Annotated in this window: 11 protein-coding genes; 3 read left to right on the top strand and 8 right to left on the bottom strand. The window is 71.4% G+C overall.

Annotated features, from left to right (window positions below):
- Window positions 1–180 precede the first annotated feature (180 nt).
- Together ABTZ91_RS06500 and ABTZ91_RS06495 are read left to right on the top strand one after the other, a co-directional pair.
- Entirely contained in the window at window positions 181–1,803 is a 1,623-nt protein-coding gene (locus ABTZ91_RS06500; RefSeq protein WP_407077907.1) for a family 20 glycosylhydrolase, read from the top strand.
- Window positions 1,804–1,890: 87 nt separating this feature from the next.
- Entirely contained in the window at window positions 1,891–2,853 is a 963-nt protein-coding gene (locus ABTZ91_RS06495; RefSeq protein WP_352075999.1) for a hypothetical protein, read from the top strand.
- Here the strand turns inward: ABTZ91_RS06495 and ABTZ91_RS06490 are convergent.
- From ABTZ91_RS06490 to ABTZ91_RS06460, 7 genes are all read right to left on the bottom strand, one after another.
- Window positions 2,843–3,460, bottom strand: a complete 618-nt coding sequence (locus ABTZ91_RS06490; RefSeq protein WP_352075998.1) for a hypothetical protein — start codon at window positions 3,458–3,460, stop codon at window positions 2,843–2,845. The genes ABTZ91_RS06495 and ABTZ91_RS06490 overlap by 11 nt on opposite strands.
- Before the next feature lie 189 nt (window positions 3,461–3,649).
- Window positions 3,650–5,434 carry an IucA/IucC family siderophore biosynthesis protein gene (locus ABTZ91_RS06485; RefSeq protein WP_352075997.1) on the bottom strand — a complete coding sequence of 595 codons (1,785 nt, stop codon included), beginning with the start codon at window positions 5,432–5,434 and terminating at the stop codon, window positions 3,650–3,652.
- Window positions 5,431–5,979 (bottom strand): GNAT family N-acetyltransferase, encoded by a 549-nt coding sequence (locus tag ABTZ91_RS06480; RefSeq protein WP_352075996.1) that lies wholly within the window; start codon window positions 5,977–5,979, stop codon window positions 5,431–5,433. The genes ABTZ91_RS06485 and ABTZ91_RS06480 overlap by 4 nt, the downstream gene beginning before the upstream one ends.
- Window positions 5,976–7,259: a lysine N(6)-hydroxylase/L-ornithine N(5)-oxygenase family protein gene (locus tag ABTZ91_RS06475; protein ID WP_352075995.1), complete on the bottom strand. Its 1,284-nt coding sequence runs from the start codon at window positions 7,257–7,259 to the stop codon at window positions 5,976–5,978. Before ABTZ91_RS06475 ends, ABTZ91_RS06480 begins: the two co-directional genes overlap by 4 nt.
- Window positions 7,246–8,685, bottom strand: coding sequence for an aspartate aminotransferase family protein (locus tag ABTZ91_RS06470; RefSeq protein WP_352075994.1), 1,440 nt, complete (start codon window positions 8,683–8,685; stop codon window positions 7,246–7,248). The genes ABTZ91_RS06475 and ABTZ91_RS06470 overlap by 14 nt, the downstream gene beginning before the upstream one ends.
- 149 nt (window positions 8,686–8,834) lie before the next feature.
- A complete protein-coding gene (locus ABTZ91_RS06465) occupies window positions 8,835–9,722 on the bottom strand; it encodes a siderophore-interacting protein (protein WP_352075993.1) in 888 nt (295 codons plus the stop codon).
- Between the two features lie 3 nt (window positions 9,723–9,725).
- The gene (locus tag ABTZ91_RS06460; protein ID WP_352075992.1) at window positions 9,726–10,778 is read right to left on the bottom strand and encodes an ABC transporter substrate-binding protein; all 1,053 of its coding nucleotides are present in this window, start codon (window positions 10,776–10,778) and stop codon (window positions 9,726–9,728) included.
- 262 nt (window positions 10,779–11,040) lie between these two features.
- Here ABTZ91_RS06460 and ABTZ91_RS06455 point away from each other — a divergent pair, with 262 nt between their 5' ends.
- Window positions 11,041–12,600 (top strand): hypothetical protein, encoded by a 1,560-nt coding sequence (locus tag ABTZ91_RS06455; protein ID WP_352075991.1) that lies wholly within the window; start codon window positions 11,041–11,043, stop codon window positions 12,598–12,600.
- 64 nt (window positions 12,601–12,664) lie between these two features.
- Here ABTZ91_RS06455 and ABTZ91_RS06450 read toward each other — a convergent pair.
- A partial coding sequence (locus ABTZ91_RS06450) for an FG-GAP-like repeat-containing protein (protein WP_352075990.1) occupies window positions 12,665–13,100 on the bottom strand: 436 nt, incomplete at its 5' end.

The raw sequence follows: 13,100 nt of genomic DNA, 5'->3' as shown, positions 1-13,100 counted from the left end.
GATCACCCCCCTGGATGGGCCGATTGGTCTACACCTTGACCGTGGATCGCGGGGCGCGGTACGGATGGTGACCGTTCGGACACGACCTGCTCGCCACCGCACTCCCATCGAAGGGACCTGCCCGTGAGACAGCGCAGCACGTTTCCGCGCCTCCTCCGCCCGCGCCTCCTCCCGCGTCTCCTGCGTCCGCGCCCGCTCCGTCCGCGCCTGCTCCGCCCGTTCCTCCTGCTCGCCGTCGGCCTCGCGACCCTCGGCGCGACGGGCACGCCGCCCTCCGGACCCGCCCCCACCCCGGCCTCCGCCGCCGACGTGACGCCGCTCGGCGCCGTCATCCCCGCGCCCGCCTCCGTCACCCCCGGCGGAGCGCCGTACACGCTCACCCGTGCCACCGCCGTACGCGTCGACTCCGCCGACCGGGAGGTCCGGGACATCGGCCGCTACCTCGCCGGCCTGCTCCGTCCCTCCACCGGCTACCCGCTGCCCGTCGTCGACGACGACGCGGCCCGCGGCGGCATCCTGCTCCGCATCGACCGCGGCGCCACCGCCCTCGGCGACGAGGGCTACGAGCTGCGCTCCGCCCGCGCCGGGGTCACCCTCACCGCCCGCGCGCCCGCGGGCCTCTTCCGCGGCGTGCAGACACTCCGCCAGCAGCTGCCGGCGGCCGTGGAGAAGCGCACCGCGCAGCCCGGCCCCTGGAAGATCGCCGGCGGCACCGTCACCGACGTCCCGCGCTACGCCTACCGGGGCGCGATGCTCGACGTCTCCCGCCACTTCTTCACCGTCGAGCAGGTCAAGCGGTACATCGACCAGCTCGCCCTCTACAAGATCAACAAGCTGCATCTGCACCTGAGCGACGACCAGGGCTGGCGCATCGCCGTCGACTCCTGGCCCCGGCTCACCACCCACGGCGGCTCCACCCAGGTCGGCGGCGGCCCCGGCGGCTTCTACACGAAGGACGACTACCGGGAGATCGTCCGCTACGCCGCCTCCCGCCACCAGGAGGTCGTCCCCGAGATCGACATGCCCGGCCACACCAACGCGGCCCTCTCCTCCTACGCCGAACTCAACTGCGACGGTGTCGCCCCTCCCCTCTATACGGGCACGGACGTCGGCTTCAGCTCGCTGTGCGTGCGGAAGGAGATCACGTACGACTTCGTGGACGACGTGATCCGCGAGCTGGCCGCGCTCACCCCGGGCCGCTACCTCCACATCGGCGGCGACGAGGCCCACTCCACCAGCCACGCCGACTACGTCGCCTTCATGGACCGGGTGCAGCCGGTCGTCGCGAAGTACGGCAAGACCGTCATCGGCTGGCACCAGCTCACCGCCGCCCGGCCCGCCGAGGGCGCCCTCGCCCAGTACTGGGGCCTGGACCGCACCTCCCCGGCCGAGAAGGAGCAGGTCGCGGCCGCCGCGCGGGCGGGGACGGGGCTGATCCTCTCCCCGGCCGACCGGGTCTACCTCGACATGAAGTACGACAAGGACACCCCGCTCGGCCTGTCCTGGGCCGGATACGTGGACGTGCGCCGCTCCTACGACTGGAACCCCGGCGCGTACCTGGCCCACGTGCCGGAGGCGGCGATCAGGGGCGTCGAGGCACCCCTGTGGACCGAGACCCTCTCCACCGGCGCCCACCTCGACCGGATGGCCTTCCCGCGCCTGCCGGGCGTGGCCGAACTGGGCTGGTCACCGGCGTCCACGCACGACTGGGAGGCGTACCGACTGCGCCTGGCGGCGCAGGGGCCGCGCTTCGAGGCGCTGGGCATCGACTTCCACCGGTCGGCGCAGGTGCCGTGGGAGTAGGCCGGTCGGCCCGTAGGCCGGTGGACCGGTAGGCCGGTTGGCCCGGCTCTGCGTGCGGGGCGGTGCGGCGGTGCGGAGACTGACGGCATGACCGAGCCGAGGGAGGAGCCGTCCCGTCCGGAGACGCCGACGCCGGCCGCCGGCCCCGCGTCGCCGCCACCCCCGATGGGGACGTTCTTCGACAAGGCGGCGTACGTCGTGGCGCCGGGGACCGCTGCCATCGGCCTGCTGTACTACTTCGGCAGCGTGTACACCGACGCCTATTACGCGACATTCGGCGTGCCGGCGGCCGACCTCCAGCTCTCCGTCCAGGCATATCTGGCGAGGAGCCCCGAGGCGGTTTTCGGCCCGGTGTGGTTCCTGCTGGTCTGCGGACTGGCCGTGATGCTGGTGCTCGGCCGGGTCGGCCACGTGCTGGCCCGCCGGGGCAAGGAGCGCCGGCGCCGGATGGTCAGCCGGTGGTTCCTCGCCGTCGGCGTCCTCATGGTGCTGTTGGGGTTTCCGCTCTTCTTCGAAGCGTTCTCCCTTCCTCTCCCCGAGAGCTGGTGGATCACGCCGGTCGTCCCGTCGCTGGTGGCGGCACTGGGCGCCACCCTGGCGTTCTTCTCCGTGCAGCAGCGTCTCCAGTGGAGCGCGGAGGACCCGGCCCGACGCGAAGGGACCGCCGATCGCATGTGGTCCACGGGTGGCGCCCTGCTGATCGGGCTCCTTGCCATGAGCCTGTTCTTCGGCACGACCCGGTACGTGGCGCTGCAGGGAAACACCCACGCCTGGGAAGAGATCCAGGCGGGTTATCCGGAGAGCCTGCCGGTGGTGGTGTATTCGCGCATCCCGGTCGTCCACAACGCGACTGCCATCACCCACCAGGACATGGGCGGCGACAAGGGACCGTACCGGCACAGGTACACCGGATTCCACCTGCTCGTGAAGTCTCCGTCCCGCTTCTACCTGGTCTCCTATGCCACGCGGCACGACAACTATCTGACGGTCGTGCTGCCCGACGACGACTCCGTGCGTGTCGAGATGACCTCACCCTCGCTCATGGGTTGATCTCGGTCTCCGTCCCGGAGTCCTCCGTCGGGGTGTCGGTCGGCGTGATGTCGGGCGTCTCCGTCGGATCGGTGGGGAGCGGGGTGGGGGTCGTCGGCGACTCGGTCTGCGTGGGCCCGTCCCCGACCGCCTCTCCGGAGAAGGGCACATGGAGCGTCTCGCCCTGTGAGGTGTCGATGGTCAGCGTTCCGCCGTACGAGCCGGGGACGTACGGCGTCACATCGAGGTAGACCTCGCACTCCTCGCCGGGAGCCAGTGTTCCGGTGCAGGTGCCGAGGTCCGCAGAGGCGTCGCCCTGGTCGGGGTCGTCCATTTCCGCGCCCTCGAGGTCGAAACTGATGTTCTGATCGGGGTGGTCGCTGCGTACCTTGACCGGCACGCGCTTCCGCTCACGTACCTTGGCCGTCGGCACGCGCACCGGGGCCGACCGGCCGCCGCCCTTGCCGGGGAAGAGGTTCACCGAGCCGCCCGGCTCCTGGCTCCCTGTCGGCGTCTCGGTGGTCTCCGTCGGGTCGTCCGTCGTGTCGTTTCCGCCCCCGCAGGCGGCCGTCCCCGCCAAAGCCAGGATCACTGCCGTCGCGGCCAGGCCGCGGGCGATTCGAGTCATCACCGCGCAAACCTGACACGGCGCCACCGTGTGACCGGCCCTCTTCCTCCCGTGACACACGGTGATCGCCCGAACGGCGGGGAGCGGTCACGCGCAAGAGCGGGCGCACTCCCGAGGGACCGTCCTCGGGAGTGCGCCCGCTCTGGATGCTGCCGGCCGGCGAGGGCCTGGTGACGCCGGCCGGCCGTCTCAGTGGGCGAACCGGGCGATCGGGTTCACCAGGTCGCCGACGAGCTGGAGCGCCGCCGACGGGTCGGCGAGGTCCACCATCTGGCGGTTGTTGCGCAGCTGGAGCCGGTTGAGCGCGGACAGCGCGAAGGTCTCCGTGAACATGTCGTACTGCGCGAACCGGTCGGCCAGCTCCGGCTTGGAGGACTGGTAGTCCTTCACGCACTCGGCGACCGTCCGCCAGAACACGTCCTCGTCGAGGACGCCCTCGGCGGCCAGGGTCGCGCCGAGGAAGCGGAGGAAGCAGTCGAAGACGTCCGTGAAGACGGACAGCAGCTTCATGTCCTCGGGGACGTCTGCGCGGATCCGCTCCACCGCGGGCGGGAGCACCGCGTCCGGGTCCATGACGCAGATCTCCTCGGCGATGTCCTTGAAGATCGCGCGGGCGACGGCGCCCCGCTCGTCGAGGACGAGGATCACGTTCTCGCCGTGCGGCATGTAGACCAGGTCGTACGCGTAGAAGCAGTGCAGCACCGGCAGCAGGTAGGCGTCCAGGTAACCGCGCAGCCACGCGGCCGGGGCGAGGCCCGACTCCTTGACGAGGGCGCCGGCGAAGGACGCTCCCGCGTGGTCGACGTGCAGCAGCGAGGCCATGGTCGCGAGCCGTTCGCCCTCGGCGAGGGAGGCCACCGGGGACTCGCGCCACAGCGCGGCCAGCATCTTGCGGTAGGGCGAGTAGCGGTCGGTGGCGGCCTCGTACTCCAGGTGCCGGTAGCCGACGGCCGCCCGCTCGCGGATGATCGAGAAGCGGGCCGCCTTGAGGACGGAGTCGGCCTCGATCAGGCCGGCCAGCCAGTCGTTGATGGCCGGCGTGGCCTCCATGTAGGCGGCGGACAGGCCCCGCATGAAGCCCATGTTGAGGACGGACAGGGCCGTCTTCACGTAGTGCTTGGCGGGGTCGGAGGTGTTGAAGAAGGTACGGATGGACTGCTGCGCCAGGTAGGCGTCGTCGCCCTCGCCCAGGTAGACCAGCCGCTGCTGGGCGACCTCGGCGGCGAAGGTGACGGACAGCTTGTTCCACCACTGCCAGGGGTGGACCGGCACCAGCAGGTAGTCGGCGAGGTCCAGGCCCCGCTCGGCGAGGGTGGCGGCGAAGCCGTCGACGGCCTTGTCGCCGAGCTCGGCGCGGATGAAGGCCTCGTACTCGATGCCGGCGCCGGCGGTGAAGGTGGTGCGGTCGCGGTGCGCGGCCAGCCACACCAGGTGGATCGGGGTGGCCGCCTCGGGGGCGTAGGCGCGGTACTCGTCGACGCCGAAGCCGAGCCGCCCGTTGTTGGCGACGAAGCAGGGGTGGCCCTCGGTCATCCCGGTCTCGATGGCCTGGAAGTCGGCCCGGGCCAGCTCGGCGGCGGTGACGCGCGGCTTGGTCGCCTTGTACGCGGTGCCGGCCAGGGTGGAGGAGATCTCCTCCAGGTAGACCGGCAGGATCTCGTCGCTCAGGCCGAGGGAGCCGCGCAGCTCGGTGATGAACTGCAGGGCGTCGAGCGGGAGCTGCTCGTCGCCGCGGTGGCGGCTGATGGAGTCCGGGTAGACCTGCCAGTGGTCGAGGGCGAACCGGTCGGCGGTGAAGCGGTACTCGGTGCGGCCGTCGTCGCTGAGGACCCGGTAGCGGCTCTCGCCGAGCTCCTGCGGGTCCAGCAGGCGCTCGTGGGTGAATTCGGCGAGGCCCTTGCGGATCAGGGCGCGGTTGGCCTCGGCCCAGCGCTCGGGGGTGAGGTGGGCGACGGGGTCGGCGAAGGTGCTCATGCGGCGACTCCGGCGGCGGCGGTGGCGGCCTCGAACTGCTCGCGGGTGCAGAAGCTCAGCAGGGCCTTCTTCTCCGGCTTCTGGATCTCGCGGTCGGGCACGAAGCCGACGGCCTCGTTGAGCGCGTGGACGGCGGTGTTGCGGACGTCCGGCTCGACGACCACGCGCGCGGTGGCCGGGTCGGCGAACAGCTCGGCCATGACGGCGGTGATCACCCTGCGGGTGAAGCCGTGCACCGGGGTTTCGGTGGGGGCGACGAGGAAGTGCATGCCGACGTCGCCGGGCTGCGCCTCGTAGAGCCCGACGAGCTCGACCTGCGCGGGGTCGTAGCGCTCCATGAGGAAGGCGGGCTCGCCGTCCACGCTGCCTATGTAGGCGTCGTGGTGCGGGTTCGCGGCGATCGCCATGTACTCGCGCTCGACGTCCTCGAGCTTGAAGCCCTGCATCATCCAGAAGGCGGCCTTGGGGTCGGTGACCCAGGGGTGGATCAGTTCCGCGTCCTTGAGCGGGTCGAGCGGGCGGAAGCTGATGTCGTGGACGGTCATACGGCGAACTCCTGGAACGCGATGGTCTTCTCGACGGGGTAGTACTCGCGACCCAGCATCTCTCCGATGATGTAGGCGTTCCGGTACGGGCCCATGCCCAGGTCGGGCGAGGTGATCGAGTGGGTGTGGACGCCGGCGTTCTGCAGGAAGACCCCGCGGCCGGTGGTGTCGACGGAGTAGTTGCGGGCCACGTCGAAGCGGCCCTGGGAGTCCCAGCGGAGGCGGTCCCTGACCGGCTCCAGGAAGGCGGGGACGCTGTACTTGTAGCCGGTGGCGAGGATCAGGCCCTCGGTGTCCAGCTCGAAGTCCTTCTCCTGCTCCTCCTGGCGGAAGCCGAGCGTGTACGTGCCGCTGGTCTCGTCGTACGCGGCGGTGTGCAGCGCGCAGTTGGTGAGCAGGCGGGTGGGGACGGGGCCGGCCAGGTTCTTCTGGTAGAGCAGGTCGAAGATGGCGTCGATGAGCTCGCCGTCGATGCCCTTGAACAGGCCCTTCTGCTCCGTCTCCAGGCGGTAGCGGGTCCGCTCGGGGAGCGCGTGGAAGTAGTCCACGTACTCGGGGGAGGTCATCTCCAGGGTGAGCTTGGTGTACTCCAGCGGGAAGAAGCGCGGGGAGCGGGTCACCCAGTTGAGCCGGTAGCCGTGTACGTCGATCTCGCTGAGCAGGTCGTAGTAGATCTCGGCGGCGCTCTGGCCGCTGCCGACCAGGGTGATCGACTTCTTCTTCTGCAGCGCCTCCTTGTTCGGGAGGTAGCGCGAGTTGTGGATCAGGTCGCCGCCGAGGTCCCGGCAGGACTCGGGGACGTACGGCGGGGTGCCGGTGCCGAGCACGAGCTTGCGGGCGCGGAACGTCTCTCCGGCCGTGGTGGTGACCACGTACTCCTGCGCGGCCTCGTCGAAGGCGACGGAGGAGACGGTGGTGGAGAAGCGGATCGAGGAGAGCTTCCCGGCGGCCCAGCGGCAGTAGTCGTTGTATTCGGTCCGCAGCGGATAGAAGTTCTCGCGGATGTAGAACGAGTACAGCCGGCCCTTCTCCTTCAGGTACTGCAGGAAGGAGTAGGGGGAGGTCGGGTCGGCGAGGGTGACGAGGTCCGACATGAAGGGCGTCTGGAGGTGGGCGCCCTCCAGGAACATGCCGGAGTGCCACTCGAAGTCCGGCTTGGACTCGATGAAGAGGCCGTTCAGCTCGTCGATGGGCTCGGTGAGGCAGGCGAGGCCGAGGTTGAAGGGACCGAGCCCGATGCCGATGAAGTCGTACGTGCCGGTCGTATCAGGCGTGGACAAGGTTCTCTCCCAGGTACTGCTCGGCGTGGCCGGCTATCAGATCGAGGACGGCGGCGATGTCGGCGACCGTCGTCTCGGGGTTGAGCAAGGTGAACTTGAGGTACTGCTTGCCGTCGACCTTGGTGCCGGCCACGGCGGCCTCACCGGAGGCGAACAGGGCCTTGCGGGCGTAGAGGTTGGCGCGGTCGATCTCGGCGGGCGAGGTGACGGACTCGGGGATGTAGCGGTAGACGAGGGTCGACAGCTGCGGCTCGACGACCACGTCGTAGCGCGGGTCGGCGGCGAGGAGCTCGAATCCGGCCCTGGCCAGGTCGCAGACCTCGTCGAAGAGCTCGCCGACGCCGTCGGCGCCCATCACGCGCAGGGTCATCCACAGCTTGAGCGCGTCGAAGCGGCGGGTGGTCTGGAGCGACTTGTCGACCTGGTTCGGGATCTGCTCGGCCACCGTGCGGCGGGGGTTGAGGTAGTCCGCGTGGTAGGTGGCGTGGCGCAGCGTGGAGCCGTCGCGGACCAGCACGGCCGAGGAACTGACCGGCTGGAAGAAGGACTTGTGGTAGTCGACGGTGACGGAGTCGGCCTGCTCGATGCCGTCCAGGAGGTGGCGGCGGGTGGGCGAGGCGAGCAGTCCGCAGCCGTAGGCCGCGTCCACGTGCATCCAGGCGCCGTACTCGGCGGCCAGCGCGGCGATCTCGGGCAGCGGGTCGATGGAGCCGAAGTCGGTGGTGCCGGCGGTGGCGACGATCGCCATCGGGACCAGGCCCTCGGCGCGGCAGGTCTCCAGCTCGGCGGCGAGGACGACGGACTGCATGCGGCGGTGGCGGTCGACCGGGACGGAGATGACGGCGTCGGCGCCGAGGCCGAGGAGGGTGGCCGACTTCTGGACGCTGAAGTGGCTGCACTCGGAGGAGAAGATCCGCAGTTTCGACAGGTCCTTGGTGCCGGTCTCCTCGCGGGCGAGCAGCAGCGCCTGGAGGTTGGACTGGGTGCCGCCGCTGGTGAAGACGCCGTCGGCGAGCGGGCCGAGGCCGATCCGGCCGGCGGTCCAGTCGATGAGCTTGCGCTCGATGAGGGTGCCGCCGGCGCTCTGGTCCCAGGTGTCCAGGGAGGAGTTGACGGCGGAGAGCACGGCCTCGCCGAGGACGGCGGGGATCACCACCGGGCAGTTGAGGTGGGCCAGGTAGCGGGGGTGGTGGAAGTAGACCGCGTCGCGGAGGTAGACGTCCTCCAGCTCGTCCAGGGCGGCGGAGGCGTCGCCGAGCGGCCGGTCGAGGTCGACGGCGTCGACGACGGGGGCGAGCTCGGCGGGGGTGACGCCGGTGAACGGGCCGCGGGTGGAGGCGAGTTTCCGCGCCACGCGCTCCACACCTTCGGTGACGGAGCGTCGGTATGCCTCCGCCGTCGTGTCGTTGAGCAGGTGGGAGCGCATGTGGGGGCCCTTCCGGGATGAGGGGTACGCGGGCGGGGGACCGAAACCCCGCGAGGTCAAAGTAAGGTTAGCCTAACCTAAGTTCCATGCACAACGGCCCCCCGGTCCTTGAGGACCGAGGGGCCGTGCGCCCTGTGGGGGTGGGGGAGTTACGCCTGCGCCGGGGCGTCCGTGCGGTCGTCGTCCCGCGTGTCCTCCTGGGTCTCGTCCGGGACCTCGCGCAGGGCGTCCTCGGACAGGCCCTTGCGCCAGTAGCCCACGAACGTCACGCGGCGCCGGTCGAGACCGCGCTCGCGCACGAAGTGGCGGCGCAGCGCCTTCACGACACCCGACTCGCCCGCGATCCAGACGTACGGGTCCTCGCCCGGCAGCTCCGCGGCCGCGATCGCCTCCACGGCCGACGGCGCGCCCTCCTCCCGGACCAGCCAGGTGACCGTCGCGTCGGCCTCGGTCGCCAGCTCCACGCGGTCGCCGGAGTAGGGCACTTCGAGGTAGACGTGGGCGCGGGTCTCGGCCGGCAGCCACTGAAGGATCGCGGAGGCGGCCGGCAGGGCCGTCTCGTCGCCCCAGATCAGGACCGAGTCCGCGTCCTCGGGCAGCCGGAAGCGGACACCCGTGTTCTCGGCCACGGCCGGACCGAGCACGACCACCCGGTCGCCGGCCTTGGCGTGCTGCGCCCAGCGGCAGGCGGGGCCGCCGTCCTCGTGCACCGCGAAGTCGATGTCGATCTCGGCGACCGGCTCGGTGCGCTGCTCGCGGACCGTGTACGAGCGCATGACGGCCCGTTCGTCGTGCGGCATCGCCCGGTAGGCGCCCAGGATCGCGTACATGTCCGGGTTGTCGAGCGGCGGCAGCACCGGGGCGTCCTGCCCCGGGTGCGGCAGGAAGAGGGACAGCGACTGGTCGCGGCCACCGGAGGCGAAGCGCTTCAGGTCCTCACCCGTGAACGTGACCCGGACCAGCGACGGGCCGAGCCGCCGCGTCCGGTCGACCTGGAGCGAGAAGAACTGGAACGGGGCGGTCTCGGCGTTCGTCATGGGTCAGGCAACCTTCTTGGCGTTCTCGAGGGCCTTGGCCAGGTCCTCCAGGAGCGGGGCGCACTTCGCGTACGAGTAGATCGGCTCGGTCACGCGCGGGATCACCTGGCCGGCCTTGACGGCGGGCAGCGCGGCCCAGGTCGGCTTGGCCTTCAGGGCCTCGGGCTGCAGGGCCGAGGTGCGGTTGTCGAGCATGATGACGTCGGCCTGGTACTTGTCGACGTTCTCCCAGCTCAGGCCCTCGAACCAGCCGCCCTGGTCGAGCTTGGTGGGCGTGACGATGGTGACGCCCAGCTCCTTGAAGTAGAGCGTGTCGGTCGGGCGGACCGGGGTGGAGACGTAGAAGAGGTCCGGGGAGCCGGAGCCGATGAGGACCTTGATGTCCTTCTTGCCCTGGGCGGCCTTGCGCAGGCGCTCGGCGGCGGCCTCGAAGCGGGCCTTGTCCGCCTTGATCCGCGCGGTCTGCACGTCGGCGCCGAGCGAGGCGGCCAGGTCGGCGTGGCGCTGCAGGACGGCGGGCATCGAGTGGTCGGCTGCCCACAGGGCGACGCTCGGGGCGATCTTGAGGATCTTGTCCTTCTGCTCCGCCGGGACGTACCAGAGGTCGTTCTTCTCCCACATGTCCGTGATGAGGAGCTCGGGCTGGAGCTTGAGGTACTCCTCGATCTTGAACTCGCCCCAGACGTTGCCGATGACCTTCACCTTGGCGATGTCGAGGTCGCCGGCCTGGACGTCCGGCTTCTTCGCCTTGGTCTTCGGGTCCTCGACGTAGGTCGGGCCGAAGACGCCCTTGACCTCGATGCCGAAGTCCTTCAGGGCGGCGGCGGTGCCGGTGAAGGCGACGATGTTCTTCGGAGTGGTCTTGGCCGTCACCTTCTGGCCACGGTCGTCGGTGAACTCCCACGGGCCGGTCTTCCCGCCCGCCTTGGTGGAGTCGCCGTCCTTTTTGCCACCCTTGTCGCCGCAGGCGGCGAGCGCGGCGCCGAGCCCGAGGGCGCCGCCCGCGGCAAGCAGGCCGCGGCGGGTGAGGGAAGTGGCTCGGGCGTTGCTGGGCATGGCGGAGTCGCTTTCGGTACGTGCCGGGGTCGGCCTGGGCAAGTCGAGGGTAGGTTAGCCTAACCTCATCGCGATCAACAGGGCGGGGATGGCCGAAAACGAGTGAGACCCGCCACCCGAGGCCCCACCCAGGCGCAGCCGGGGCACCACCCGGGACGGACCGTCAGCCCGCCCGCCCCACAGGCCGCTGACGGAGTGACGCCCCCGGACCGCACGGTAAGTCGCCTGGTCGTCGGGCACCGGCCGCACCAGCGTGGACCGGATGAACAACCCCCTCACCGTGCCCGTGCCCAGACCCTCCGCCGCCGACTCCCGCCGCCCACGCACCACCGGATTCCGGCCACCGCCCGCCGCCCTCTGGCCGGCCACCCTCGCCGTCCTGTTCACCGCCGTCCAACTCGCCCTCGTCGTCCCCGGATCGGGGATCGGCTGGGACGAGGCCGTCTACGTCAGCCAGGTCGGCGGCAACGCCCCGCCCGCCTTCTTCAGCGCCCCCCGCGCCCGCGGCATCACCTACCTCGTCGCCCCGGTCGCCGCCCTCACCGCCTCCACCACCGCGATCCGCGTCTACCTGGCCGTGCTGTCCGGAGCCGCCCTGTTCGGCGCGCTGTGGGTGTGGCGCCGGATCGTGCCCGTGCCCGTGCTCACCGCCGCCGGCGCCCTGTTCGCCGGACTGTGGATCACCCTGTTCTACGGCCCGCGCGTGATGCCCAACCTGTGGTGCGCGTTCGGCGCGCTGGCCGCCGTCGGCTGCTTCCTGCACGCCGTGAGGACCGCCGACAGGACCGGCGAGGGCACCGTCGGCGGACCACCCTCCAGGGCCCGGGCGTCGCTCGCCGGCCTCGGCGCGACCGTCTGCGCGGTCACCCTGCTGCGACCCGCCGAGGGCCTGTGGCTCGCCCTGCCGCTCCTCGCCGCCGCGCTGCTGGTGCCCGCCTGGCGCCGCCGCCCCGCCGTGTTCCCCGTGCTCCTCGCCGGTCCGCTGCTCGGCGCCCTGCCCTGGATCGCCGAGGCGTACGCCCACTACGGGGGCCTCGGCGCCCGGCTGCGGCGCGCCAGCGAGATCCAGGGCTCCCTCGGCTGGTACCTGTCCGTCGACGACCACGTCCGGGCCCTGGCCGGCCGCACCCTGTGCCGCCCCTGCGACGTGCCCTGGCAACACCCGGTCACCGCCCTGTGGTGGTTCGTCCTGCCGCTCGCCGTCGCCGCCGGCATCGCCGCCGCCCACCGCGCCGGGCGGGGCGCCCCCGCCGTGCTCGCCACCGTCACCGCGCTCTCGCTCGCGGGCCCGTACCTCTTCACCGTCGGCTACGCGGCCCCCCGCTTCCTGCTGCCCGCCTACGCCCTGCTGGCCGTGCCCGCCGCCGAGGCGCTGATCGCCCTGGTCCGGAAAGTGGGCGGGGCCGGGCGGCCGGCGGCCCTGGGGCTGCTCACCGGGCTCCTGCTCGGCCATCTCGCCATCCAGTACGGAGTGCTGGCCGGGGCCACCGCCAACAGCCGGGCCGCCCAGGCCCACTTCACGTCGATCGCAGGCGCCCTGCACACCGCCGGCGTCCGGCCGCCCTGCCTGGTCAGCGGCAAGGAGTACGTGCCGGTCGGCTACTACACCGGCTGCACCTCCCGCGCCGTCGGCGGCCACGACGCCGCCATCACCCCGGGCGGCATCACCGCGGCCGCCCGCCGCATGCCGGTCGCCGTCCTCGTCCCGGCGGGCGCCGCCCCGCCGGCCCACGCGCGGGGCTGGCGGCACGTGCCGCTGCCGGCGGGGCCGGGGTGGGACCGGTACGACGCGTACGTGTCGCCGGGGGCGGCAGGGGCGTGAAACAGGGCGTGCCCGCCGCACCGGGAGGGGTGCGGCGGGCACATTCGGCGGGGGTGCTGGGGGCTCAGGCGAGGTCGCTCGCCAGCCAGTTCCAGCTGCCGGAACCGGCGGCGCTGTCCCAGGACATCACCGGGCCCGCGAAGTCAGTGCCGGTGCTGGTGAACTTCCACAGGCCGGTGCGGTTCGTGAAGTCGGCCTGGTTGCCGTAGTTGTAGAGGACGCCGACGTCGGTCTTGCCGTCGCCGTTGAAGTCGCCCGAGGTCACCTTGCTGGCCTGGCCGTTCCAGCTGCCGGTGCCGGAGTCCCACTTCTTGGAGGGGTTGGTGAAGTCGGTGCCGGTGCTGGCGAGGGTCCACAGGGCCGAGACGTTACGGCCGTCGGACGCCTTCCCGTTGTCGTACAGGATGCCGATGTCGGTCCTGCCGTCGCCGCTGAAGTCGCCGGCCACCATCTTGGAGCGGTCCCAGTTCCAGGAGCCGAAGTTGGTGGAGGCGTTGTCC

This window comes from Streptomyces sp. NPDC126499, assembly GCF_040302485.1.
Classification (GTDB): Bacteria; Actinomycetota; Actinomycetes; order Streptomycetales; family Streptomycetaceae; genus Streptomyces.
Note: the sequence above shows the minus strand (reverse complement) of the source record. Positions and strands in the feature narration are given on the sequence as shown.